This window comes from Exiguobacterium sp. Helios (assembly GCF_014524545.1).
Lineage (GTDB): Bacteria > Bacillota > Bacilli > Exiguobacteriales > Exiguobacteriaceae > Exiguobacterium_A.
This window is the reverse complement of record NZ_CP053557.1, coordinates 1,004,575-1,029,607: the sequence shown is the minus strand read 5'-3', so window position 1 is coordinate 1,029,607 and position 25,033 is coordinate 1,004,575. Positions and strand designations below refer to the sequence as shown.

The 25,033-nt window shown below is 45.0% G+C and carries 20 protein-coding genes; 9 read left to right on the top strand and 11 right to left on the bottom strand.

Annotation, left to right across the window (positions count from 1 at the left end; all coding sequences use genetic code 11):
- The first annotated feature begins 115 nt into the window (after positions 1 to 115).
- The 7 genes from HNY42_RS05310 to HNY42_RS05280 all read left to right on the top strand — a co-directional run bounded on the left by HNY42_RS05310 (position 116) and on the right by HNY42_RS05280 (position 6,798).
- A complete protein-coding gene (locus HNY42_RS05310; RefSeq protein ID WP_131503907.1) occupies positions 116 to 1,498 on the top strand; it encodes an MATE family efflux transporter in 1,383 nt (460 codons plus the stop codon).
- Positions 1,458 to 1,925, top strand: coding sequence for a Cys-tRNA(Pro) deacylase (gene ybaK, locus HNY42_RS05305; protein WP_131973242.1), 468 nt, complete (start codon positions 1,458 to 1,460; stop codon positions 1,923 to 1,925). The genes HNY42_RS05310 and ybaK overlap by 41 nt, the downstream gene beginning before the upstream one ends.
- A 21-nt stretch (positions 1,926 to 1,946) precedes the next feature.
- Positions 1,947 to 2,693 carry a CDP-diacylglycerol--serine O-phosphatidyltransferase gene (pssA, locus tag HNY42_RS05300; protein WP_012369649.1) on the top strand — a complete coding sequence of 249 codons (747 nt, stop codon included), beginning with the start codon at positions 1,947 to 1,949 and terminating at the stop codon, positions 2,691 to 2,693.
- A gap of 118 nt (positions 2,694 to 2,811) precedes the next feature.
- Positions 2,812 to 3,570 carry a carotenoid biosynthesis protein gene (locus HNY42_RS05295; protein ID WP_251138685.1) on the top strand — a complete coding sequence of 253 codons (759 nt, stop codon included), beginning with the start codon at positions 2,812 to 2,814 and terminating at the stop codon, positions 3,568 to 3,570.
- On the top strand, positions 3,539 to 4,237 hold the full coding sequence (locus tag HNY42_RS05290; RefSeq protein ID WP_188005212.1) for a lysophospholipid acyltransferase family protein: 699 nt from the start codon (positions 3,539 to 3,541) through the stop codon (positions 4,235 to 4,237). Before HNY42_RS05295 ends, HNY42_RS05290 begins: the two co-directional genes overlap by 32 nt.
- A complete protein-coding gene (locus HNY42_RS05285) occupies positions 4,234 to 5,310 on the top strand; it encodes a glycosyltransferase family 2 protein (protein ID WP_188005211.1) in 1,077 nt (358 codons plus the stop codon). The genes HNY42_RS05290 and HNY42_RS05285 overlap by 4 nt, the downstream gene beginning before the upstream one ends.
- Positions 5,311 to 5,325: 15 nt before the next feature.
- Positions 5,326 to 6,798 (top strand): phytoene desaturase family protein, encoded by a 1,473-nt coding sequence (locus HNY42_RS05280; protein WP_131973244.1) that lies wholly within the window; start codon positions 5,326 to 5,328, stop codon positions 6,796 to 6,798.
- A 434-nt stretch (positions 6,799 to 7,232) separates the two neighbouring features.
- Here the strand turns inward: HNY42_RS05280 and HNY42_RS05275 are convergent, their stop codons facing one another.
- The 9 genes from HNY42_RS05275 to addB all read right to left on the bottom strand — a co-directional run bounded on the left by HNY42_RS05275 (position 7,233) and on the right by addB (position 22,732).
- Positions 7,233 to 8,060 carry a phytoene/squalene synthase family protein gene (locus tag HNY42_RS05275; protein WP_131503902.1) on the bottom strand — a complete coding sequence of 276 codons (828 nt, stop codon included), beginning with the start codon at positions 8,058 to 8,060 and terminating at the stop codon, positions 7,233 to 7,235.
- The gene (locus HNY42_RS05270) at positions 8,026 to 9,498 is read right to left on the bottom strand and encodes a phytoene desaturase family protein (RefSeq protein WP_131503901.1); all 1,473 of its coding nucleotides are present in this window, start codon (positions 9,496 to 9,498) and stop codon (positions 8,026 to 8,028) included. Before HNY42_RS05270 ends, HNY42_RS05275 begins: the two co-directional genes overlap by 35 nt.
- Complete coding sequence (locus tag HNY42_RS05265) at positions 9,495 to 10,985, bottom strand: phytoene desaturase family protein (protein ID WP_131973245.1); 1,491 nt, start codon at positions 10,983 to 10,985, stop codon at positions 9,495 to 9,497. The genes HNY42_RS05270 and HNY42_RS05265 overlap by 4 nt, the downstream gene beginning before the upstream one ends.
- 104 nt (positions 10,986 to 11,089) lie before the next feature.
- Positions 11,090 to 12,088, bottom strand: a complete 999-nt coding sequence (locus HNY42_RS05260) for a class I SAM-dependent methyltransferase (RefSeq protein ID WP_131973246.1) — start codon at positions 12,086 to 12,088, stop codon at positions 11,090 to 11,092.
- Positions 12,089 to 12,238: 150 nt separating this feature from the next.
- The gene (locus HNY42_RS05255; RefSeq protein ID WP_131503898.1) at positions 12,239 to 12,619 is read right to left on the bottom strand and encodes a DUF1516 family protein; all 381 of its coding nucleotides are present in this window, start codon (positions 12,617 to 12,619) and stop codon (positions 12,239 to 12,241) included.
- 62 nt (positions 12,620 to 12,681) lie between these two features.
- Entirely contained in the window at positions 12,682 to 15,246 is a 2,565-nt protein-coding gene (locus HNY42_RS05250) for an ATP-binding protein (RefSeq protein WP_188005210.1), read from the bottom strand.
- Positions 15,227 to 15,604, bottom strand: coding sequence for a response regulator (locus tag HNY42_RS05245; RefSeq protein WP_012369636.1), 378 nt, complete (start codon positions 15,602 to 15,604; stop codon positions 15,227 to 15,229). Before HNY42_RS05245 ends, HNY42_RS05250 begins: the two co-directional genes overlap by 20 nt.
- 148 nt (positions 15,605 to 15,752) lie before the next feature.
- Complete coding sequence (gene addA, locus HNY42_RS05240) at positions 15,753 to 19,304, bottom strand: helicase-exonuclease AddAB subunit AddA (RefSeq protein ID WP_188005209.1); 3,552 nt, start codon at positions 19,302 to 19,304, stop codon at positions 15,753 to 15,755.
- Positions 19,301 to 22,732: a helicase-exonuclease AddAB subunit AddB gene (addB, locus tag HNY42_RS05235; RefSeq protein WP_188005208.1), complete on the bottom strand. Its 3,432-nt coding sequence runs from the start codon at positions 22,730 to 22,732 to the stop codon at positions 19,301 to 19,303. Before addB ends, addA begins: the two co-directional genes overlap by 4 nt.
- 340 nt (positions 22,733 to 23,072) lie before the next feature.
- On the opposite strand from addB, the gene HNY42_RS05230 reads away from it, so the two are divergent.
- Complete coding sequence (locus HNY42_RS05230) at positions 23,073 to 23,453, top strand: truncated hemoglobin (protein ID WP_188005207.1); 381 nt, start codon at positions 23,073 to 23,075, stop codon at positions 23,451 to 23,453.
- Between the two features lie 59 nt (positions 23,454 to 23,512).
- Positions 23,513 to 23,854, top strand: coding sequence for a hypothetical protein (locus HNY42_RS05225; RefSeq protein ID WP_014969716.1), 342 nt, complete (start codon positions 23,513 to 23,515; stop codon positions 23,852 to 23,854).
- Positions 23,855 to 23,955: 101 nt separating this feature from the next.
- Here HNY42_RS05225 and HNY42_RS05220 read toward each other — a convergent pair whose 3' ends face one another.
- The gene (locus tag HNY42_RS05220) at positions 23,956 to 24,366 is read right to left on the bottom strand and encodes a hypothetical protein (protein WP_026829065.1); all 411 of its coding nucleotides are present in this window, start codon (positions 24,364 to 24,366) and stop codon (positions 23,956 to 23,958) included.
- A gap of 103 nt (positions 24,367 to 24,469) precedes the next feature.
- Positions 24,470 to 24,955 (bottom strand): competence protein ComK, encoded by a 486-nt coding sequence (locus HNY42_RS05215; RefSeq protein WP_131503890.1) that lies wholly within the window; start codon positions 24,953 to 24,955, stop codon positions 24,470 to 24,472.
- Between the last annotated feature and the right edge of the window lie 78 nt (positions 24,956 to 25,033).

Here is a 25,033-nt window from a genome sequence, read left to right as displayed (position 1 = left end):
TCTTTTTTTATGAAAGCTCCACTTTTGCTCTTTCATTATGAAAATTGAAGGCGTATAGTTTCCAAAAGATACAGAAAGACAATACGTTTTAAGGACTTAAAGGGGAATTAAATTTATGAAAACAGTTAAACAACAATCATTATTCCAAATTACATGGCCGCTATTCATTGAAATCGCGCTTCATATGAGCCTCGGAATCATCGCTACATTGATTCTTAGTTACTATTCAGACAGTGCAGCAGCAGCTGTCGGTGTTTCCAATCAGGTGCTTAACATTTTCATCATCCTGTTTAACATCACATCCGTTGGAGCAACAATTATCATCGGTCAATATTTAGGTGCAAAACGGATCCAAGATGCCCGCCAGACCGCACGATCTGCTTTTTCGATTAACCTATACATCGGTTTGATCATTTCCGTACTTGTCGCCTTGTTCGGAAAACAATTGCTCGGATTCTTCTCTTTAGAAGGAGAAACATTAGTATATGGCGAAACGTTCTTAAAGATTGTTGGTCTCTTTTTATTCTTGGAAGCCATCTCTCTTACACTCGGTGCCATCTTACGCAGTCACGGTTTCACAAAAAATGCTATGTATGTCACGTTACTGATGAACTTCGTCAGTGCTTTCGGTAATGTCATCGCTGTCCTCGGATTATTTGGTATTCCAGTCCTTGGAGTCGCCGGAGTCGCCTGGTCCATCGTCATTGCCCGAACAGTGGCAGTCGTTTTACTCTTTTTCGTTGTTTACCGGAAACTGTCTTTACGCTTTAAATTAAAAGATTTGGTTCAAATCAATCGACGCGATATTAAAAGCATCATGAATATTGGAATTCCTTCTGCTGGAGAAGGTGTCTCATATCAATTTTCTCAATTAATCATTACCGGCTTCATTGCCACAATCGGGGAGTCTGCTCTATCGGCACGTGTTTATGTCTCGAATATCACGATGCTTTGTTTCTTGTTTACATTAGCTATCGCACAAGGAACACAATTGTTAGTCGCCCGCCAAGTTGGGGCGCAACAATTTGAAGCAGCGCATACACGTGCTGTAAAAACGCTGAAAATCGCTGTTTTTGCAAGCTTCGTCTCTGCCGTTGCCCTTGCATCAGTCGGCACATCTATTCTGTCGATGTTCACATCTAGCCCGGAAATCATCGCCATCGGTATTCCGTTATTATGGGCAAGTGTCATTCTTGAACCGGGACGTGCGATGAATATCGTTCTGATGGGAACATTGAAATCAGCCGGAGACGTTCGTTTCCCTGTCGCGATTGGTATTCTCTCAATGTGGGGAATTGCCGTCGTTCTTAGTTACACACTCGGCTTGCAATACGGACTTGGTTTACTCGGTATCTGGATCGCCTTTTCTGCAGACGAATGGTTCCGTGGCATCTTTGCCTTGAAACGTTGGAACAGTCGGAAATGGGCTCAATACGCTGTCGTCAAAGGAGACCAACATGACCACAACGAACGTCGCGAGACTTCTGAAGCAGTCTGACATCCCGTTTGATATGCTTTCCTATCCTGTCGATGAACAGGATTTATCCGCTCAAAATGTCGCTAGAAAGATTAATTACCCGCTTTCGTCTATTTTTAAAACATTAGTTTTAGAAACAGACTCCCATCAACATGTGTTTGCTGTCATTTCCGGCGAAGAAGAAGTCAGTTTAAAAGCCGTCGCCCGCACAGTGTCTGCTAAGAAAACACATTTGGTACCAATGAAAGACTTGAAGCAACTAACGGGGTACATCCGAGGGGGTGTCGCCCCGATTGGTGCGAAAAAACCTTTTCCGGTTCTTTTGTCGGATTCGGCTCTGAATCAAGAATTCATCATTATTTCGGCTGGGAAGCGTGGTCTGCAAATCAAACTCGCTCCTGATGATTTTCTGCGCTTCACGAATGGAATTGTCTTCATGAACCGCTGATATCTACCAGTTGTTTATGATATGATGGATAGTATCGAAGAAGTGGCAGGAGGAATCATTTTGTGGAAAGAACGTGTACGTAACTCTATTCCGAACCTCTTTACGTTCGGAAATTTATACTGTGGTTTTCTTGCCATCGTCATGGCGGCGCGGGGAGATTTTCAAAATGCGACCCTACTGATCGTCATCGCAATGATGCTCGACAGTTTGGATGGTCGGATTGCCCGGATGCTTGGTGTCGCGGGTGACTTCGGAAAAGAACTGGACTCGCTTGCTGATGTCGTGACCTTTGGTGTCGCTCCAGCCATGATGGCATATTACACTTATTTTTATGACTTTGGAGAAATCGGTTTGCTGATTGCGGCTTTGTTCCCTCTATTTGGTGCCTTTCGCTTAGCCCGTTTCAATCTTTCAGCTACCAATGTAGCTTCAGCTTATTTTTCCGGTGTCCCGATTACAGCGGCTGGAGGTATTTTAGCTGTCGTCACCCTGTTCAGTGGACGTATGAATGATTTAATGGTGCCGCTCGTCTTTACGGCTCTTGCTTTTTTGATGGTAAGTCGAGTCAAGATTCCGAGCTTCAAGGATATTCCGGTACCGAGACACACATTCGTCATCACATTTACACTGCTGTATGTAACTTATGTGATGATTGCCCGCAGCAACGAGTGGTCGACCTTCTGGTTCGTCGCAGTTCCGTTGTATATCGCTTTTTTATTATTTTCCTTCATCAAAAAGAAAAAACAAAAAAATCATCAAATCGATTAAGCAGACCGCTGCATACGGTCTGTTTTTTTAATACTATGAATTCCACCTCCATTCTGGCTCGGCGCCCTTTCCTACAGGTATACTAATATCAGAATAAATTAAGATGGAGGACACACTTATGATGGATCGATTTCAAAAAAAACTTTGGTTATTTTTCACGATTTGGTTTTTCATCGGACTGATTTTAGTCGGTTTCTCGTTACTGCCCCCTTGGCTTGAGTGGGCGAACGCCGTGTTTTTATTTGCATCCGGCTTATATGCTGCTCTTTATCTTTGGGATGCCCTGCCAAAAGGACGCTTCATCATTCCGGTGATTTTCTTCGGTTCAATTCTTATCGAATCCATCGGCGTCCATACGGGGTGGCCGTTCGGTACATACGCCTATGAAGCAGATTTTGGTGTGCAACTGCTCGGTGTACCCATTACGATCGGTGCCGCCTGGTTATCCGTCATGGGAGCAAGTCTTGCCTTCTCACGCCGGTTTCCATTTCGCTTCAATACTGTGATTCTGGTGCCGCTGTTTGCCGTTTGGTTGGATTTAGCGATCGATCCGGTAGCAGCTAACGTCAAATCGTATTGGATCTGGCAAAATGGTGGATTGTATTATGACATCCCAACCCAAAACTTTTTGGGCTGGTATGGAACGGCACTTTTCTTTGCGCTTCTGATTTCCCGGTTCGAACAGCAGGTTACCATTACGGCACTTGAACGAAACAACCAGTATCTGTTTTTAATGCTCCATACGCTGTTCGGTCTGACGGCAGGTGTCGCCGGTCTTTACGGTGTCACGTTGATCAGCCTTCTCGCAGGTGTCACGTATTGGCTTACACAAGGAGGTGTTCCTTTTGCAAAAAGCAAACAAAAACAAGTTGGCTGAATACGCTTTTCATCTATACGTCAAAGAACGTTTAATCAGAAAACAATTCCACCGGATTCTCTACCGGGCGGATGATTTACCGACCCCCGGCTTGATGCTCGCGACGCACGGATCGTGGTGGGACGGCATGATTTTGTTTCATCTCGATCAAACGGTTTTGCGTCACGACCCTTACGTCATGATTGATGAGCAGGGACTGGAACGTTTTCCTTTCTTTACTCGACTCGGCGGCTTTTCCATTGATCGGAGTTCGTTTGCGGAAATCAAACAAAGCCTGCAGTATGCAAAAAATCAACTCGCAAACGGTAGCAGTGTCTGGATGTTCCCTCAAGGAGAAGAGCGGCATCAGGAAGAACGGCCGCTTCAGCTCAGCAGCGGAGCAACACATCTGGCAAAATCAGCCCGCTCCATCTCCCTGTTTTCGTTTTACTATTCCTTCAGTCATGAACAACAGCCGGACGTCTATATCCGGACCCGGACGATCCAGCTGTCCGATTCACGAAGTTCGGAGCAGTTACGTTATCTAACGAATGCGATGACCCGACTGTATGATGACGTCCGGACTGACGCAATCGAAGAACGGATTGAATCATATCGTGTATTGACTACGAGAAAGGAGCCGCTCCCCGCTAAAACGGAACAGTGGTTACAGGCGATCCGTTCATGATGGGAGTACTGTTCGTCATTGCAACTTTTGTTTGTCTCTACACGTTCATCAATCTGTCCTTTTTACCGAAATTAAGTGAACCTGTTCTTCCGCCAAGTCTTGCAATCTGTATTCCACTTCGAAATGAAGAACGGAATGTCGAGAAACTGATTCGTTCGTTACGACAAGCGCTTCATCCGAATATGCATGTCTATTTATATGAAGACCGCTCGACTGATCAGACACGTGATTTGCTAGTCCGCCTTGTCGGCGGAGAGGACCAGTTCACAATCATCGATGGTCTTGATTTACCATCTGGCTGGGCTGGGAAAGTCCATGCTTGTCATCAACTCGCGAGTGCGACGGATGAAGAGTACCTGTTGTTCTTAGACGCTGATATTACTTTGGCAGCAGATACGATTCCCCGGCTCTATGCGACATTGCAAAAAGAACAGGCTGTGTTCCTGTCGGGCTTCCCGTCATTCCCCGTTCCGACCTTTCTCGGAAAGTGTCTGATTCCGATGCAGCACGTCTTGATTGCCCAACATCTGCCGATTGCCTTTCGGAAGGTCAAACATCCTGCCTTTGCAGCGGCAAACGGTATGGTCGTGCTCGTCGAAAGGCAAGCTTACGAACACGTCGGTGGACATCAAGCCATTCAAATGGCACTCGTCGACGATTTGGAGCTGTGTCGTGCTTTTAAACAAAATGGTTTTACTACGACACTCGTTCATGTGGCTCCCTATGTCAGCTGTGACATGTATGCGACTAACCGCGATGTCTGGCAAGGTTTCCTGAAAAACGTTTTCCGCGGTATGAACGATTCTTATGCAGTAGGCAGCTATTTCCTGTTGTTTTACCTTGTCCAAGCCGCCGCTTTACCACTCGTGTTCATATTCCCGTCGATTTGGACACTCGGAGCTTTTCTTTTGATCATGATTGCCCGTTACCGCATTGACCGGAAGGCAATGATTTTTCATGCCTGGCTTTGGCATCCACTTGCGGTCATTCTTTATGTCGTCCTGCTTGCGACGGCGATGATTCGAAGATTCAATAAAAGGGAAATCAGTTGGAAGGGTCGGACATATTCTTAAGGAGGCTTTATTGTTATGAAGCATATCGCAGTCATCGGAGCGGGGCTTGGCGGTTTGAGTGCCGCCATCTCACTGGCTTCAAAAGGGTTTAACGTTACTGTCATTGAACGCAACGAACACATCGGTGGAAAGATGATGCCGATTACGTCTGAGGGACACCGGTTTGACTTCGGTCCCAATACCATCACGATGCCTGAAATCTTTCAATCCGTCATTTTAGAGTCAGGAGCAGATCCGGATGACTACTTTACGTTTGAAAAATTGCCACGTCATACCGTCAATCACTTTCCGGATGGACGTTCGTTAACGTTCGCCAGTGGTCGTGAGGCGATGCGGACTGAAGTCGACCGCTTCACGAATGGTCAGCTTGTTAAAAATGACATTACGGGCTACCAGGACGAGGTTAGAGAACTGTACAACATCGCTAAACAACAATTTTTCATCAATATCGACTCTTATTTCAATTTTTCCTTATTACGCGACATGATCAAGGTTCACCCTTTAAAGACACTTCATGGACTGCACAAAAAATATTTTAAGGATCCCCAGCTGATTCAAGCACTTGACCGCTATGCGACCTACATTGGAAGCAGTCCGTTTCAAGCACCCGCTACATTCGGTTTGATTGCCCATCTCGAGTTAAATGACGGTGTGTATTTCACCCGTGGCGGAAATACGACCATCGCCGAAGGATTTGCCCGTCGTGCCCGTGAACTTGGTGTTACTTTCCGGTTAGGAGACGAAGTGACACAGATTGAAGTGACGAATCAGTTGGCAACAGAAATTGAACTCAATCACGTAGATTATCTGTCTGTTGATTTCATCGTTTTAAACGGGGACTTGCTGACACAGTATCCACGATTGATTTCAGAAACCGTCCGGCCTGACTTCAAAAATCCAACACCTTCACAAATGGAGCCGTCGATTTCTGCTTATGTCCGGTGTATCGGACTTGGACGCCGTATTGATGGACTCGCACATCACAATGTCTTTTTCTCTTCTGATTATGAAGCTGAGTTCGAGGCTTTGTTCAATCAAAATCGTTATGCAGAAGAACCGACCATTTACATCTCGAACTCTTCGGTCACTGCACCGGAAATGGGAGAAGCCGGCGATAATCTGTTTGTTCTTGTAAATGCTCCAGCTACTCATAAAGGGTCTGCCATTGATTTTGATACGTATGATAAAATTATCAATCAACGTCTGCAACAGTTCGGAATCGATATCACGTCTGATGTTTTATTCGAACAGCGGATCACTCCGCAAGACATTGAACAAAAATTTTCAGCATATCATGGTTCGCTGTATGGTCTTTCTTCAAACGGCACACGTGGCGCTTTCATGCGTCCAAGCAACCGTTCAAAGAATGTTCACAATTTGTTTTTTGCCGGCGGATCGACGCATCCCGGTGGCGGTAGTCCAATGGTAACGCTTTCAGGAAAACTGGCAAGCGAACGAATCGTGTCCGCTGTCGCCTCCACCCTGTGAACGTTATGTGAATTGCATATCAATTACTTGTACGGACAACTTAGATTTGATACGATTACTTCGAGTTCAAGAGGTAGTGATTGACCCCACATCCTCAATCAAGCGCATGGTGACTTCCCCGAGTCAAAAGCGTTTAGGAACTTAACATATCTGTTTTGTCTCAATCATTTGTTCAAGACCCACTTGTTCAATAGATACACCACCGTAAACTGTTTGGCATGACTTACGACGTTCCCCCTTAGATCGTCTCATCCCAATCAGTTTACAGATGGCTCAATCATTAACAGATCCATCCCCGTGGATCGCGACCTGTCTTGTTGGAACTATGTATCTGATTTTGTACAAACAGATTTCAGTTTAGACTCCCCGGTCTAAACTCCATAAAAAAAAAAGACCTTGGTCCCCGCCAAGGTCTTTTTTTTATGGGGTTTTCGTTAAATCGTAGCGAGTAACTTCATCTTTTGCCACCGGCTGACATAGGCACGTTTTGTGAACACATCATATTGATTATCCCGTGCCGCGTCCAGAATCCCCCGGTAAAGTAAGGACGCCACTTTCAGCGCACGGCGACTTTCTTTCGGGTAGCGATCAAACGAAGGCGTTGCTGCATCATATAAATGTTCGGCTCTTAACGCCAGTGCTTCCCACAATCCAGCAAAATCACCGGAAGGGGTTCCCGTCAGCAACGATTCCGTCGTCACACCATACTGATCCATCCAGTCTTTCGGTAAATAGACGCGTCCTCGTTTTGCATCCTCGCCTACATCGCGAAGAATGTTTGTTAATTGCATCGCGATTCCTAATTGAATGGCTGACTCCCGTAAATCATTTTGTTTGGGTGCAAGAATCGGCAACAACATCAAACCAACTGTACTCGCGACGTAATAACTGTACTTTTCCGTCTCTTCCAGTGATTGATATCGGTTTTTCTCGATATCCCACCGCATGCCTTCTGCCAGTTCTAAAAATGGCGTTTCATCCATCTCATATCTTTTAAAGACATCTGCGAGTGCAATCCATAATGGTTTATTAATCGATTGACCGGATCGAAATAAACGAAACTCTTCCAAAAATTCCGCTAAACTTTCTTTTGGAGTCGCTGATTCATCTACCGTATCATCAAGATGACGACAAAACGTATAGATGGCGTATACTGCCATTCGATCCTGTCTCGGCAATAAAGAGAAGGCTTTATAAAAGGTTTTTGATCCATCTTGAATCGTTTGTTCACATATTAGATATGCGTTCGTCACTGTATCCATTTTTCCACCTCATCTCTTGTTCCATTCGATTGACAAGTAATGTCGCTCCCATCATGACGATCGGAACGCCTCCACACGGATGGACAGATGCGCCTACTGCATACAACCGATCAATATCAGCATAAGGTTTGGCTTGTGTTTTCAAGGCGGCTGATTGACGAATCGTCGGTGCAATACCAAAACTTCCACCTTCATACAACCCAAAATCTTGTGCGTCTTGAGGTGTGCGTATTTTCATTTCTGTAACTTTACTTTGGAAACCAGGTAGATGCTGCTCGATTTTTTCTGAAATCTGATCAATAAACCCGTGCGCTTCATAGTTCTCTTGATTAAATCCGCGTGGTGATGGCACTAATGCATAGACGACACTTGTACCTGATTCCGTCAGCGAGTCATCAATCTTGCTTGGATTAAATAAATAGACAGCAGGATGTTCTGGCAACTCATTTTTTTTGAAGATGGACGTCATCAACGGTTTTAAATCACTTGGCATTAAAAAACGATGAACCGGTAAATCGACTTTCCCGTCAATTTTAAAGTACAACAGTAATGTTCCGCCGGATGGCACATACTTTTTCGGTTGCTTACCTTCTACCAGGTATTCCATCAATGGAAATTCACCGTTCAAGACAACGGTATCATACGTGTATTCTTGCCCTGCAGCGACAAGTCCCTTCGCCTGACCTTGTTGTATCAAAACACGGTCGACCGGTTGATTGAACTTGAACGTAACCCCTCGCTCGACTAATACTTCGTACATCCGCTCCGCTAAAGAGAAGTATCCGCCTTTAACGTACCAGACGCCCTCTTCTTGTTCCCGATAAGGAATCAGTCCATAAATCGAAGGTGTCGTATAAGGATTTCCTCCAATATAAAAAGTCGGAAAACTGTAAGCCATTCGCAAGTGTTTACTTTTAAAGAAACGTTTTAAATGATCATGTGCTGTTTCCATCGCATGCATCTTTACTAAAGGTGCTAACATATCCGGATGTAACAAATCACGTTTACGGAAATAGGTACGCTCTAAAAATTTCGATACGCTGACGTCATAATCCTTTGCTTTTTGTTGCATAAATTCTTGGAATCCGCGACCTTCTCCAAATTGACGCTCAATCGCAATCGTTTGATCGACCACATCCGCTTGTTTTGTCACAATCGTTCCGTCATCAAAATGCAGATCATACAACGGGTCAATCCGCTCCAGCTCAACACCTTCCAGACCAGCTTCTTTCAGTTGTTCCTGGAGTTTTCCAGGCATCAAGACGATTGTGGGACCCTGGTCAATTCTTCCGCCTGTCTCGAAATCAACAGAAGCGAGTCGACCACCTGCACGTGACTCTTTTTCAAAAATCGTGATTTCCACTTCCGGGTATCGTTTTGTTAACAATAACGCGGCGTGTAAAGTTCCGACACCTGCTCCGACGAATCCAATCTTCATTTTCCGACACCTACTTCACTTGTCAATAAGTCCGCCGTGATCCGAGCTGATTCAAAGATGGTCGGAAGTCCACTTCCAGGATGTGTTCCGCCTCCCACTAAATAAACGTGATGCAGTTCTTCAAAACGATTGTGTGGTCTAAAGTACATCATTTGTGTTAATTGATGTCCCAAATTAAATGTTGCCCCTTGGTGCACGCCCATCGCTTCCCAGTCATCTGGTGTAAACATCTCTTCCACTTCAATTGCCGCTTCGACACCTTTATATGGAGAACGGTGTTCCAGTGCATCGAGGACACGACGACGCAGTTTAGGTCCTTCAATCGCCCAGTCAAGTTCGGAATAATTATTCGGAACGGGTACTAAGACGTACAAAGATGATTTCCCTTTCGGTGCAAGTGTTCCGTCGATGATTGATGGATTTTGGACATAAAATGAAAAGTCATCTGATAATTCCAATGTCTGAGTCATCTCCCGGACATTTCTTTCATAATCATCAGCAAAATAAATCGTATGGTGCGGGGCATCAAATGATTTATTGACACCTAAGTACAGCATGAACGTCGAACAAGAGAACTTTTTACGATCAATTTTCGGACGCGACCATTTTTTTAAAACACCTTCAGGAACAAGATGATTCATCGCATGCGCAAAGTCTGCTCCGACAACGACATCATCGTATAGAACATGTTCACCCGACTCGAGGATGACTCCTGTCGCGGTCGTCCCTTCCAAAATCAATTGACTGATCCCTGTATTAAGATGGACGGTTCCCCCGAGTTCTTCCACTGCCCGTTTCATCGCTTCTGGGATTTGATTCATTCCACCGATTGGATGATGGACACCGTAAGCATGTTCCATATAAGACAAGATAGAAAAGCCACCCGGGCACTCCCAAGCTGACATGCCTAAATATTTAGCTTGGAACGTAAAGGCATATTTCAATTCTTCACTCGTAAAATAATCGGACAGGACATCATATAAAGAACGCCCAAGAGAAAGACGCGGAAGTGCCGTAATGACGCGTGGAGACAGATAATCCGTTAGTTTATCGTGCTTCGTCTGCAGTATCGGCATCAGTTTCGCCAGCTTCAAGGCTTGTTCTGCCATGAAACGGTCATACCCTTCCCCATTTCCAGGGAAATGCTGCTCAATCGTTTGTTTCATCCGATCACGATCCGTCGTCATCGTAAAGTGATCTTTTCCCCCGTTAAAATAGAGGGTGTACATCGGATCCAGCGCTTTCAAATCCAAATAGTCCTTCATATCCAGACCGATACTTGTAAACAAATTTTCTAAAATGTGCGGCATATTTAAAAAGGTAGGACCACGGTCAAATTGATAATCTCCGACCTGTACGCGAGACGTTCGTCCCCCAACGATCGGTTGTTTTTCATATACGGTGACATCTATTCCTCTACCTGCCAGCAACATCGCACAAGCGAGCCCTCCAGGTCCTGCTCCAATAACGGCTACACGCTGCTTCACACGAATCTCTCCCTTTTCTCTACTCGTTTTAACTATTATACTAATCACATACTACTCCCCACAAATCTGAACTGTCCTGAAACTGTAAAAACGCCAAGCTTCCTTTAGGAAGTGGCGTTTGCAGTTACGATATACCAAGCTCCTTCTTTTAAAAATGGTGAAATCGACACATTTTTAAAACCGGCAGCATGAAGTTGTTCTGTCAATTCTTCTTTCCCCGGCAACGGGTAAAGATTTTCATGTAACGTCATGAACGCATTGAATGCCGCGGAGAATGGTGCACCATGTTCACTGTCGCGTAATGGTGTGACCAAAATGACCGTCCCGTCATCTTTAACGAAACGCCGGACACCTTCTAAAAGACGAAGCCGTTCTTCTTTCGGGAAATAATACAAAATGTTGTTCATCATGACGCCGTCATATGTTTCTTTGACGTCGTATGTTTTAATATCCCCGACAGTAAAATCAATTTCTCCGGTCGTATCCCGTCGTTTCGCTTCCGCGATGACCGATTCCTCGATATCAATTCCTGCCAGTCGTAGTTCAGGCAATGCTTCGTGAATTTTACGTAAGTAACCACCGTAGGCACAGCCGATATCAAGTAGTGATGTCACATTTTGACTGCGGATGATGTGACGGACAGCAGGAAATGCAACAGTTTCCACCAGCGCAGATGTTTCTGCTACGATGTCGCCGTGTTCTTCGCCATCAAACTTTTTTTGTTGACCATGTTCTAAAAATTGCGGATAAGAGAACAAGGCAGGCAGATGAAGTTCCATCAACTCGGATAACATAAAACCGATGCTTCTCTCATCTGTTTTTGATAATTCAGGTAAAACATGACGTGTCGCTGTATAGCGCAAGTCTTTCTTTTTTAAATGTCCTACCGCCAACCCGACTTCAAACCAACGGGATAAGGCTTCTGTCGTCAACGGCTGCTTAAGACGGACTTGTGCTTCGGCCCGTGTCGCCCCTGATCCTAAAACATCAAACAGACCATACTTATATCCAATATAACCGTGCCATAACGGTAAAATCGGTTCTGCTCGCTTCATCCACTTTCTTGCCCGGAAAACTTTTGTCCATTCTTTCAACTGTGCCACAAGCGTTCCCCTCTCGACTGCGTAATATATCCCTTTTCCCAAATAACAACAGATTGTAAACACAAAAAAACACACGTTCCTCTCTATCATGAGAAACGTGTGTAAACCAAACAAACAGATTATTTTTTTGTCGTTTTGATTAAAATCGATTTAGAAGAATTGCATGCCGTATGGTAACGAGTAACCAAGGAAAATTGTTACGAGAACCAGCACTCCAAATCCAAGTAAGAAACCAGAATAAGATTTTCCTTTTTTCAAACGAACGAGTGTCAACTCACCCAAAATCAAGACGAGGAGACCTGCTGTAATCTTGGCGTGATACAAACCATCCGGATTAGCGGACATACCCATGATTTTGATGTAAAGATAAAGTCCGGTCGCAAACGTCAAGAGCAACAAGAGACGAAACGCCATGTGAACACCTTTGGCAGCACTTTTTCCATTTTTGTACATCGAGAATGCAACAAAAAATGTAACGAGCAGTAAAACCCATAATAAAACGTGTGTGTGTACAAATGCAGTAATCGGCATTTGAATTCCCCCTTTATTCATTCTCCATTCATCGTATCTGATTTTAAGCTTCAGATATAGTGTTATTTTCCTGACATATCAATTCCGTCAGAAATAACGGCGTATTCCGAGACGTGTGTCGGTAGCTTCACAGTAAACGTGCTGCCCTGCTTTTCAATCGACTCGACCGTAATCTCTCCGTCATGTCCTTCGACGATTTCCTTACAAATTGCAAGACCCAGACCTGTCCCGCCAATTTTCCGGCTGTCTGAATTATCCACCCGATAAAATTTGTCGAATAACTTCGCCAAAGCCGATTTCGGAATTCCGATTCCTTCGTCTCGTACGGCAAACTGGACATGGTGTCGATTTGCTTCCAATACGACTTCGATATTACCGCCTAACGGAGAGTACTTGACGGCATTGTTCAATAGATTATTCATCAACTGCTTCATTTTTTCCTCATCCGCTTCAATCAGCGGACAAATGTCTGTTAAGGAATGGAAGGTGATCGTATGGTTTGTTGTCGACGCCGCATAGAATTGAGTCGTTTCTTCTAAAAGCGGTTGTAGATTAAGTAATCCTTTTTGATAGGATTGAATTCTCGCTTCCATCCGTTGAACATCAAGAAAATCATTGACGAGATTCGACAAACGTTCCGTTTCTGAATGGATGGTTTTTAAATACTTGTCTTGTTTTGAAAGATCCATCTTCCGGTTCAACATCAGTTCCGTAAAACCATAGATGGAAGATAACGGAGTCCGTAATTCGTGGGAGACAGTCGAGACCAACTCCGATTTCAGACGGTCCATCTCTGTTTCCTTCGTCACATCACGCAAGACGAGCATCGTTCCTTTTCGAATTCCTTCGACTTCAATCGTTTCTACATAAAACTGAATAAAGACGACTTGTTGATGGATTGAAAACTGGAGACTGTCTTTTGGAACTTCGCCTCGTAAGATACCTTCCATATAGCGTGCAAACACTTCCGGTTCATCCACGACAGCATGAATGGTATCGAGACACCCTTGAAGGGTTTCGTTTTTTGTCGCTCCATATTGAAGTTCTGGAAACAGATCATACAAAGGACGATTGACGAATACTTCGTCTTTTCCCGGTTCGATATAGATGACGGCTTCACGAATTGAGTCCAGAATCCGTTCTGTTTTCGTCTTCTCACGGTTCATTTCATCAAATAACCGCATGCGGAGCAACGACAGAGACAGCTGACGTGAAAATGACATGATGTCACGCATCTGTTCATTCGTAAACTGGTCCCGGTAACGAACCAGATAAATGAACGCGATTGCTTCTTCCGACGCCGGATCGAGAATCGGGACTGCCGTCTCATACATATAGTATGGATACGGTAACGGATGATCACTTGCGACCTGTTTAGAGGAATGGACAGCTTTTTTCAATGACTCAGCCCGTTTCAATAAAGAAAGATCGCTTCCTAACAACCGCTCCGAAAGTTCATCTGTCATCCCGTGTGTCACAATCGAGTAGGCAGATCCTTCATCGACGAAGACAAGCGCTCCGATTTCCGAATCCGTGATGGCAATTAACTTTTCAATGATTTCCGGATAAGCCGTCAACGCTTCCCTTGCTGCCAGCGTTTCAGTCAAATCATTACGGTATTGCAGGTGTTGTTCGTTGCGCATCGTCAACTCGAGTGCTTCCTCCAGTTCCTGCTGCTGCGCCTGCAATTCTTCCTGTTGCGCCTGCAGTTCTTCCTGCTGTGCCTGCAATTCTTCGTTTTTGGCTAAAAGATGTTGTTTATTTTCGGAAATCGAGCTCGCCATTTGATTGAAGGACAAAGCTAAAATTCCAATCTCATCTTTCCGTCCAGAAACTTTGACATGTTTGATGTCTTCACCACCGGCTAGACGTTGGCTATTTTTGACGAGTGATAACAACTCTGCTGTAATTTTACGAATGAACGGATAAACGAAGAAGATCAATACACCGACTAATACGATGATGTTCGACAGCCAAATCAGTTGAGTCGTCTGAATTTCCCGCTCCAACTGTCCGCTTGTTTTTTCTGACCAGTCTTCTAAAAAGTCTCGATATCCGCCAAGTGCTAACTCACTTTTATTGATTTCCGACAAGACATCAATGTTTCCAGAAGTGTCTAGCTTGATTCGTCCATTCGCCTGCAACTCTTTTCCGAGCGGTAAGGAAGTTAGTGTCTTCCCTTCCAAAAAAGATTCCGTGACCGTTCCGGATTCCTTCGCTTCCACATACGATTGGATCAACGGCAAAATCGACTCGAAGTAGTACGCATAGAGTTCACGTGAAGAACGTGCATAATCTTTTCCTTGTTGATAAATTGCATTTTCTTCAAACCAGCGTGTTTGTTCATCAATGGTTTTCCGTTGATTGACCATCTTCTGATAAATTTCCTGATCACCAATCAGCGCATAGCCCCGCATGTTAAACTGCAGGTCCTGCCATTCTTCCCACAGTGCGCCGGCACGGGCACTTCGTTCTCTTATGTCTTCTAGCTTCAATCGGGTTTCTTGTAATTTCGTATCGGTATAATTGTAGACAATCAGTGAAGAAATCATAAGTGTCGTTAAAACGATATAAAAGGAGGCCATTAACTGGCGTCCGATTTTTCGATTAATCCACTGGATGATCACTCAATATTCCTCCTACGACATCAATCAATTCGAGTGGACTAAACGGTTTAGAAAAGAAATAATTCGCTCCAATTTCTTCTGCCCGTTCCCGATCAGATTGTTGGCTTTTTGCTGTTAACATCATGATTTTTAAATTTTGTTTGTCCGGATGACGTCGTACCTTTTCGATGACTTCAATCCCCGTCATTCCCGGCATCATATAATCGAGCAAAACGAGATCATAATGCTGACTCATGATTTTCTGATAGGCTTCATCACCATCTGTCGCTTCATCAATCGTATACCCTTCATCTTCTAATGTATCGAGCACCAACATGCGTAACACATCTTCGTCTTCCGCTAATAAAATACGTGCCATCTATAAAACCTCCTACGGTATCTGGTTATTCTTTTTACATACCTTTTCATTTTACACAGTTCTTTCATATTTAGAAATGAAAATCGTCTAACGAATTGATTCCGTTCCCTGAACAGGTGACAGAATCAATTCGTCAGACGTGAGGTAATCAGTAAATTTCAATCACTTCTTGGAGCGCAAACGCATAAATTAATTTCCGGCTGATTTGAATGTCTAAGATGGCTTCCAACGCTTCTTGATATAAATTCAACTGTGTTGCATAACGTGTTCGCAACATCTCTGCTTGATCCTGACCGTCAATCGTTTCAAAAACTTGGTCCGATTTATAATCGAGCAGAATATATGTTTCGCCGTCGTGAATCAGACAGTCGACAATCCCCTGCATGACGGCCTGATCACTTGGACCATGCCAGTCTGTCCGGAATCGGGCTGAATCAATCTTATAGGTGAACGGCAATTCACGGTAGACATCTCCCGTCACAAGACGCTGCTCAAATAATTGTCCGATTTCTGAAGCAAAGAACATCGTCAATTCAGGCATAGCTTCCCGCATCGTCCGGGCTTCCAAGTCTGAAATGCGTTCCGCCTGTTGCCAGTCGAGAATCTGCTCTTCAAGGGGACGACCGGACTCGTACAACTGCATCGCTAAATGCAAGACTGTTCCGCGTTCGGCTCCCGTTAATGTCGGACCTAAAAATTGGGGTGTCCGGTAATAGGTCGATTGCCGGTAGGTCGATTCAAAAGCAGCCCGTTCGAGTTGTTCTGTCCGCTTCAACTCCGTAACGGTTTGTTTCGCAGCGGTATCCGTCGCGACTTGATACGGATAGTGATACGCAAAAGCAGATTCAATCTGCGCATTCAGCGTCTCGTCACCCGCATAATCAATTTTCTCAAGGACACGGACGTGTTCGAGTTGCTCGACCATCTTGGTCAGTTCTTGATAAGGAGCAATCTCGTCATGTGCAATGACCCGGAATGCCCAGCGTTGTTCCTGTTCGTTCAGTAGGAAATTACGCAGGACAGCTGGTGCCACCCAGTCCGCATAGGTCTTAGCATTTCGGCGATCCAGTTCCGGCAACAAAAGCTCATCGAACGGTTGATCCTGCCATTTGGCAAGCTGATCTTCCAGACCTTTGATTGCCCCTACAAGAATCAGCTTTTCTTTCGCCCGTGTCATTGCAACATAAAGAACACGCATCTCTTCCGCTTTCATTTCACGGTCCATTTCCCGGCGGATGACTTCTTTCAGAAGTGTTCCGGAACGCAGGCGTTTAACGGGATCAATCGCATCCAGCGCAATGCCATACGTCTTATGCAGTTGAATCGCTTGGATTTGATCCTGTTTATTAAACTGCTTACCTAACTGGCTGACGATCGTTACCGGGAATTCCAGTCCTTTTGATTGGTGGATTGTCATGATTCGGACGACATCTTCGTCTTCCCCTAACGAACGGGCTTCTGAAAAATCTTCCCCGCGTTCGACTAAACGATGAATCAAACGTAAGAAGCGATACAATCCCCGATAACCGGAGGCCTCATACTGATGGGCTCGTTCGTACAGAGCATTTAAATTCGCTTGCCGGCTCCGTCCCCCGTTCAGACAACCGACGTATTCAAAGTAACCGGTTTGATCAAACAAGGAACGAATTAAGCTCGCAAGCGACTTCCCGCGTGCTTCCGTGCGCCAGTTTTGCAACTGATTGAGCGCTTCACCGACACGCAAACCAAGCGGTGTTTGTTCTTTCGCCACAAGAGTAGCTGCTTCGTAGAATGACCCGTCTTTCGATTTAGCACGAATCCGTCCTAAATCCCGATCCGTCAATCCAAAAATCGGTGATCGCAAGACACTGGCAAACGGGATATCCTGCAACGGATTATCGATTGTCTTCAAGAGCGCCATCATGATTTGAATCTCGGTTGCTTGAAAATAACCGCCCGTCGTATCCGCATAGACAGGAAGTTCGTATTGTTCAAAGACGTCGACCAATGCCTGGACCCGTTTTCCTCTCGAACGTACGAGGACGACGATATCACGGTATTCACATTTACGGAAACGCTTTTGTTTTGCATCAAATACGAGGTAGGGATTTTCATCATTCACCATCTCGATGATGCGTGTCGCTATGACTTGAGCTTCCAATTCTTCTTTATTCGTGTCTGTCTGGTCCACTAACAGCAATTCAGGATTGACTTGGGTTGATTCGACATATCCGAGATTCCCTAGCCTCAAATAAGCTGCTTCATCATAATCAATTTCTCCGACGGCTTCGTCCATGACTTGACGGAAAATATGATTGGTACCATCCAAGACTTCTAAACGGCTTCGGAAATTTTTCGTCAAATCAATTCGTGTCCCGACTTCTGTTTGTTGGAATCGTTTAAACTTATTCAAAAACAATCCGGGCTCGGCATGACGGAATTTATAAATCGATTGTTTTACGTCACCAACCATAAACAGATTTCCGGTTGCTTCATCTGATTTTGAAACAAGCCGCAGAATCCGTTCCTGCACTTCGTTTGTATCCTGATATTCATCCACTAAAACTTCAATGAAGCGTTCTTGGAGCAAACGAGCGACATCCGTTGCCTCTCCGTCCTGTTCCAAGATGGCTAATGCAAAATGCTCAAGGTCGGAAAAATCAACGATGCCCCGCTGCTGCTTCGCTTCAAGATAGGCTGCCGAGAAACTTCGAACGAGCGTGACGATCATCTGGACATGCCCCAGTTGCGAACGTAAATCTTCCAGATAATCAACCCCGTCCTTCTCAACGAACAAATCACGCATCTTTTTGAGATCACCGACGAGACGCGTCCGTTCGGTCTGGAATTTCTTCATTTCCTCGTCTCCGCGGATTCCTTTCCAGCGGCCGAATTCGACGGCCTGAAAAGCAAGGGCGACGGTCGTCCAGCGGTCCTGTTCCGGATTAATCCGCCGGATCGGTGCGACGTCCTGCACCAACATGTCTGCCATCTCGTCATATCCGGCTTGTCGCAGACGATACGATAATTCCATATACCGGTTGATGACCGGCGCGACACGTTCCCATTCGAGTTCAAATAATCGTGTCAACAAACTGGACTCATCCGGATCAATCGGTTGATCGTACTGCGCAATCAAGTGGTCATAAAATGCTTCCGGATCCGGGAGTGAACGAGAAAATCGATATAAGTTCGAGATTAAGGTCAACATTGCTTGATCGTCCCGGTCTGATGTGTAACTATCAATCAATTCATAAAACGCCGGATCTGCTAAAGCATAGTAGTTCTCAAACACTTCTTCCAAAACATCATCCTGCAGCAACAACAGCTCTGCTTCTTCCGCAATGCGAAAAGCTGGATCAAGACCAATCCGGTAATAGTTTTCGCGTAAAATCGATAAACAAAAGGAATGGATCGTCGTGATTTGAGCACGGTTCATCATTTGCCGTTGTTTTTTTAAATAAAGGTCATCTGGAGCATCTTTAATTTTTGCTTCGATTGCTTCGATGACACGTGTCTTCATCTCTTTAGCTGCTGCGTTCGTAAACGTCGCGACAAGAATCCGGTCGGCTGTCAACGGATCTTCCTGATTGATGACACGTTGCGTCAACCGTTCGACGAGTACGGCTGTTTTTCCTGAACCGGCGGCAGCGGATACTAAAATATGTCCACCTCTCGCATCAATTGCCCGTTGCTGTTCATCTGTCCACTGCACACTCATTCCGTCTCCTCCTTCAACCGTTCCAAGACTTCTTTTTCCGACAACGGTTTCAATTGCCGGTAGTCGTTTCCGAGAGATTGATCAAACTGGCAGACGGAACGGTACTCACAAAATGTACAAGGTATCCGTTCCTGGTAATCAAACGGATCAATCGCAATATCTCCTGCATACATCGATTGGCTGCTCGTCTTCAATTCATCCCAGGCGTGATCCATCAGTGCCGTCAATTCTTCTTCTTTGACGACACCTTTCGTGTGCGACTTATGAAGACCGGTTTTCGTGAATGTCACTTTGACGAGCGGTGACTTTTGACGTTCATCGTACGCAATCTGATCCATTGCCCGTAATACTTCATCATTTTCAACGATGATGCCTTGCATTTGATACGATTCGAGCAACAACCGGTTCCTTTCGATTTCATCCGCCGATAAATCTCCACGCATCATTGGGTTTTTGACGTGGAAATACAAGGCACCGGCCGGTTTTGCCTGCTGATTAAACAGAACTTCCGACTGTTCAACGACTGTTTTTAGATACAACAGCATTTGAATCGCCAAACCATAATAGATTTCGGCAAAATCCAACTCTTTAGCACTCGATTTATAGTCGACGACCCGGACGTACAATTGATCGCCAATTGTCGCTTGATCCACCCGGTCAATTCGACCGGTGAATTCGATTTCGGTACCATCCGGTAATGTGAAGCGAAGTGGTGGAAACATGGCGTTCCCAAAACTGATTTCAAATAAATCAGGTTCGAATTCAGAACGTTCCGCTTGTTTGACGAGCATTTTTGCAGTTTGCTCGACGACGTCCGTTAATTTTTTCTTGATGTATCCAAAACGGTTCGAACTCATCAAAATCGCATTTTGAATTTCCGGTGTCACCTTCTCGACGGCTTCTTTCGCGAGATTACTGCACGATTGGTCATCCAGTTCACGCCAGCGTTTTCCCGAGGCTTTGATATTCATCGATAAATCATTGAGTGCTCCGTGGAATAGGTTCCCGATGTCCGGCGCTTCGAATTTATATAATTTCCGTTCTTTTAACCGCAATCCATACCGGGCAAAGTGTTTATAAGAACAAGCATTGTACGTCTCAAACCGGGAGACGCTGGCTTTGATGGTGTCACCATACAGGTTACGCGCCAAATCATCCGGTAACGGCTCTGCATGATTTTGATAAAACAAGGCACTGGAAAACAGCGCCATTCGTTCGCGGCCCCGACCGTTTTCGAGCAAACGATTGTACACATCAAACCAGGACGGTTGGATCGGATAACGACGTTGCAGCCGTCTCAACTCGATTGCCGCTGCCGCTGCCGCCCGTTCCGGACTCGTCACGAACTGAAGTTGATCATCCGGTGCATGATCACCGGCTTCTGCAAAGGATGTTTTCACAGGGCGATCCTGCAACAGTTGATGTTTGATCTGCTTGATGATGGATGCCGGCTGAAGGGCTTTGCCGTCCTCGTCAACCAGCGCATAACTGATATGCAACGCTTCACTTGGCGCTGTCACCCCTTGATAGAGGTAATACAATTCGTCGTCAAATACGTCCAAAGAGGCTTTACCGACCGGAATGCCTTGATCGTGGAGGAAGTCATGATCTCCTTCTGACAGCAATTTAGACTGGTCTTCCACGAGTGGAATCAATCCGTCATTGGCCCCGAGTAAAAAGACCACTTTCACCTGTTGTAAACGTCCCCGGACGTAATCCGTCGCAATCACTTGATCGAGCGAAGGCGGAACAAGGGAGAAGCGGAGACTTTCAAGTCCAGTCTCGACCATTTGGACGAATAGTTCTGTCGTCAATGTGGCTTCCGGTGCCGCAGCTTCCAACTGTTCAAAGAGATGCAGTACCGCTTCGTACACCTGATCATGTTCTCGTGCTTTGCTGAGTTCATTGACTTCGAGTGCTTGTTGCTTCCAAACCGTTAACCGGTCCGTCAAATGATGTTCTTCCAAGAAACGGTATAACGCCCGTGTGTATTCACTCATCGTCTTAGATGCTTTGAATCGCTTCTCCAGTGGTTCAATGGCTTCGACCAGGAATTGACGCCATTCGTTCAGTTCCTGTTCTTCTTGTAACTCAGCATCCGTTAAACTGATTTCATCAGCTAGACGTCGCTTCAATTGCCAAGTTTTTTTCCACATCGAACCTTTGATTCCCCGCTCCAGGACAAATGTTTCCAGACGATCAAGTGCTAATCGTGAATCCTCTGCCGGAAGTGGAATCAGCTCTGTTTTCAGCAGACGAAAAATAGATTCTTCCCGATATCCCGTCATGACGATTTCAAGGACGGCATGGACTAATTCGACAATCGGATGATGGACCATCGATTCCCGTTGATCCAGGAAGTACGGAATGTCATACAGTTGAAAAGCACGTTCTAAATGATCGGCGTACGGTTCAAGGTGGCGGACAAGAAACGCGATGTCCTTGAACCGATACCCTTCATGGCGTACCAGTTGAATCACCTTTCTGACAGCCGCTTCTGCTTCAACTTGACGATTAACTGCGGCAGAAAGCGTCAACCCGTTCACTTCGTCATCCGTCGCCGGGTATCCGGGCAACAGTAACGCTTGTTCAAGCATCTGTAACCCTGTGGTCTGAAATTTAACGGTCTGTGTGTAATAGATGTCTTCATGCGCAATCTGTCGTTCTTTCATCTGTTCGATCAACTGCATATAGCAGCGTTGTGACACACCAAACTCAGACTGTTTCGCATAGACGTCTTCGACATCCAGTGTAAAACTAAGATGCATCTCTTTCGTCAATTCCATCAATCGCAGTAAGACCTGTTGTTCCTGTAACGAAAATTCATAAAATCCATCAACGAAGACTGAAACGTCACTTAAATCAGCTTTCGGTAACAGCTCAATCAATGTCGTGAAATAATCGTCCGCATGAAGCGCCTTATTTGAGATTCGTTCAGTAAAGCGCTCGTAAATCAGCGCTAAATCATTTAATTTCGGTGAACGTTCGGGAGATGCACTGCTGATTTGACGCAACATATCCGGATTTACCAAAGAACGTTTAAACGAGGCAATCAATTCGTCCAATCCTTTGTAGAAGCCGGGCATATTTTTCGTCCGTTTAAAAATCTTCAATTCTTCTTCCGCTTCTTCGACAACTTGACGCAGTAACAACTGTGTCCCGGTCTCGTCTAAAAAGGGAATCGCCTGGTTTCCATGATCCCGGATGATATGGAAAGCAAACCGGCGTAAACTCATGACTTCCATCCGGACAAGACCCGACAGCCGGGGATCCGTCGCGATACGACGTTCCATCTCAAAAGACATCTGATCCGGTACGATGAAATAGATGGATGGACCAAGCGGTTGCTCAGCTAACCGGTCAATTACCTGCTCAATTAATGTTGTCGTCTTGCCTGTACCGGCACGACCTAAATGCATGTAATTCATTGTGTCAGATCAGCTGACACCTGTTTTCGTACCATCAGGTGGGCTGATCTTCACCTCCTTTAATTAATATCGAGGAGCTTTATGCTGTCTTTTTTCCGCTCATATGAGATGAGTATTGAAAACAACAAGCGCGCTCATCTATAAGGATGATTATATGTACTATTATCTCATAAATACGAACAAACGTCCGTTTTTCAATCCAGATAACTTGTTTTCTTTTTCGTCCTCTTCCTTGTCCATTTTAAATCATTTGTCGATCGGTTTGTGTGGAGTTGCAAAAAGCGGGTAAAGATTGAGATAATGATTGTCTTCATCAGCTGGAACAGAAAGAGGGACAAGTATGCTATACGAAGACCTTGGTCAAAAAGACGCACTCGAACAACTTGTCACACGATTCTATAATCGTGTGTATACAGATGATGTTCTCCGTCCGTTATTCCCGCCGGACCGCCAACGTGTCGAACAAGCACAAATCCGATTTTTGATTCAACTCACAGGTGGTCCAAAACAATACGATGGACAGGATGAACGGATGAATCTGGCGATGATTCATCGCCTTTTGCCCATCAGAGAAGTACACGCTGTGCGATGGATTGAATTGATGATGCTGACCATTGAAGAGACCATCGAGGACACAGAGGCAGCCACGCGTTTAATTGAGCGCCTACGAATCGGTGCCTTCAATGTGCTACGCATTTGTGATGCCCATCAGAACGGATGAGGGATTTTCCTTTCTCATCGGTACGTTTCAATGTAAAATAAGAACTGGAGGCGATAACTATGACTGAAGAACAAGATAAAAAGAGTGAATTGGTAAAAAGCGCACTCGAACAGGCTGAAGCAGCTAAAACGACAGAAGAACCTGTTGAAGAAGAAAAGTCAGATGAACAAAAACGTTTAGAACATATTCGGGCACTTGTGACGCTTGAACGTGGCTCTGATTATTACCGGGTTGTCTTCTACGATGATCATAAACATTTGATTTTCAAAGAACTCGATTACGATCGAGTCGAATTCGTCGGCCGATTCTACAATGACAGTTTTGATCCAACCAATCAAAAAGAACTAGAAGAAATTTCTGAGAAGGCTCTTGCGACATCGATTCGTAAACGTTTTTTATAAGAAACTGCAGTCTTCCTCACATAAAAGCCGTGCTACCCTCATTCATTCATGGGGAGAGCACGGCTTTTACTATATCCAGACGATTCGTCATCTGTTTTAGGTTATAGCTGTTCTTTTGTATTTCGTTTTTTCCGGCGCATAACGTACGCCAATACTCCACCGGCAACTGCCAATCCTGTTGCTGCCAGTACAGGTAATAGTACTTTTTTCGACGTCAGTTTTTGTTTCACTTGCTCCAATCGAGATTCCGTGACCTCTTTCTGAGCAACCGATGCACGACGGTTGATGGTCATGTGTTTTGCGGCATCCGTTACAACGATTCGTTTCGTCACCCACCGTCGATTTCCTGACTCGTCGACGACAAGCTGCCGGGCGCGTTTGACACCTTTGACTCTTTTACCCGGCGTATTTTCCGGACGAACAATCCGTGAACTGATAAAACGCCGTCCACCGTTCACACCAAATCCAGGTTGTAATTTTCTACGGTTTAACCATTCATATGATTCATTCATCGTGTAGCGGTCTTTCGACCGCTTCACCTCCCTTTAATTCTCTCTCTCGCACTTTACTGTCTATTCGCTGTATTAAGTAGTGATTCCTGTTAGATTGTTCCACTTATCGCGCTTTATTAAACGTCGTCGGTCGTTCTTCTTGAAATCTCCGTTGCATTTCGTAAGCCAATTCCAGTGTTTTAATCCGTTGCCGTTCGATGCTGTAAGCCGAAGCATCAGTGTCAATCCGTTGTCCTGTTTGAAATTCCACTTGAACGGTATCCCCCTTTTTTTGAACGGTTTTCATCTGCTTGAAATTAATCCAAATACATTCCGCCTTCTCCTTCGCAGTCGTCGGGAAGAAAATCGTTTGCGCCTTCCAATCGATTAAGACCGGTGTTTTCCGATTCGGCCCCAGGATATGTCGAGCCGCTTCAATTCTTCCGCGCATCGACGAACCAAAATACAAACAAGATTCTTCAATCAACTTGATCGGATGACCTTCTAACACGACTTCTGACTGTTCTTGAATAAGTAAAGTTTGCGGTTCACCGTATGGACCATACTTTGGTACAAGGGCTAATGTTTCTTCCGTAATTTTATGTCGCATCCTGATTTCCCCTTTCTTGTATTAGTATGGTTATATCAAATTCAAAATGACTTTGTCTGAACGACCTCATTATTTCCC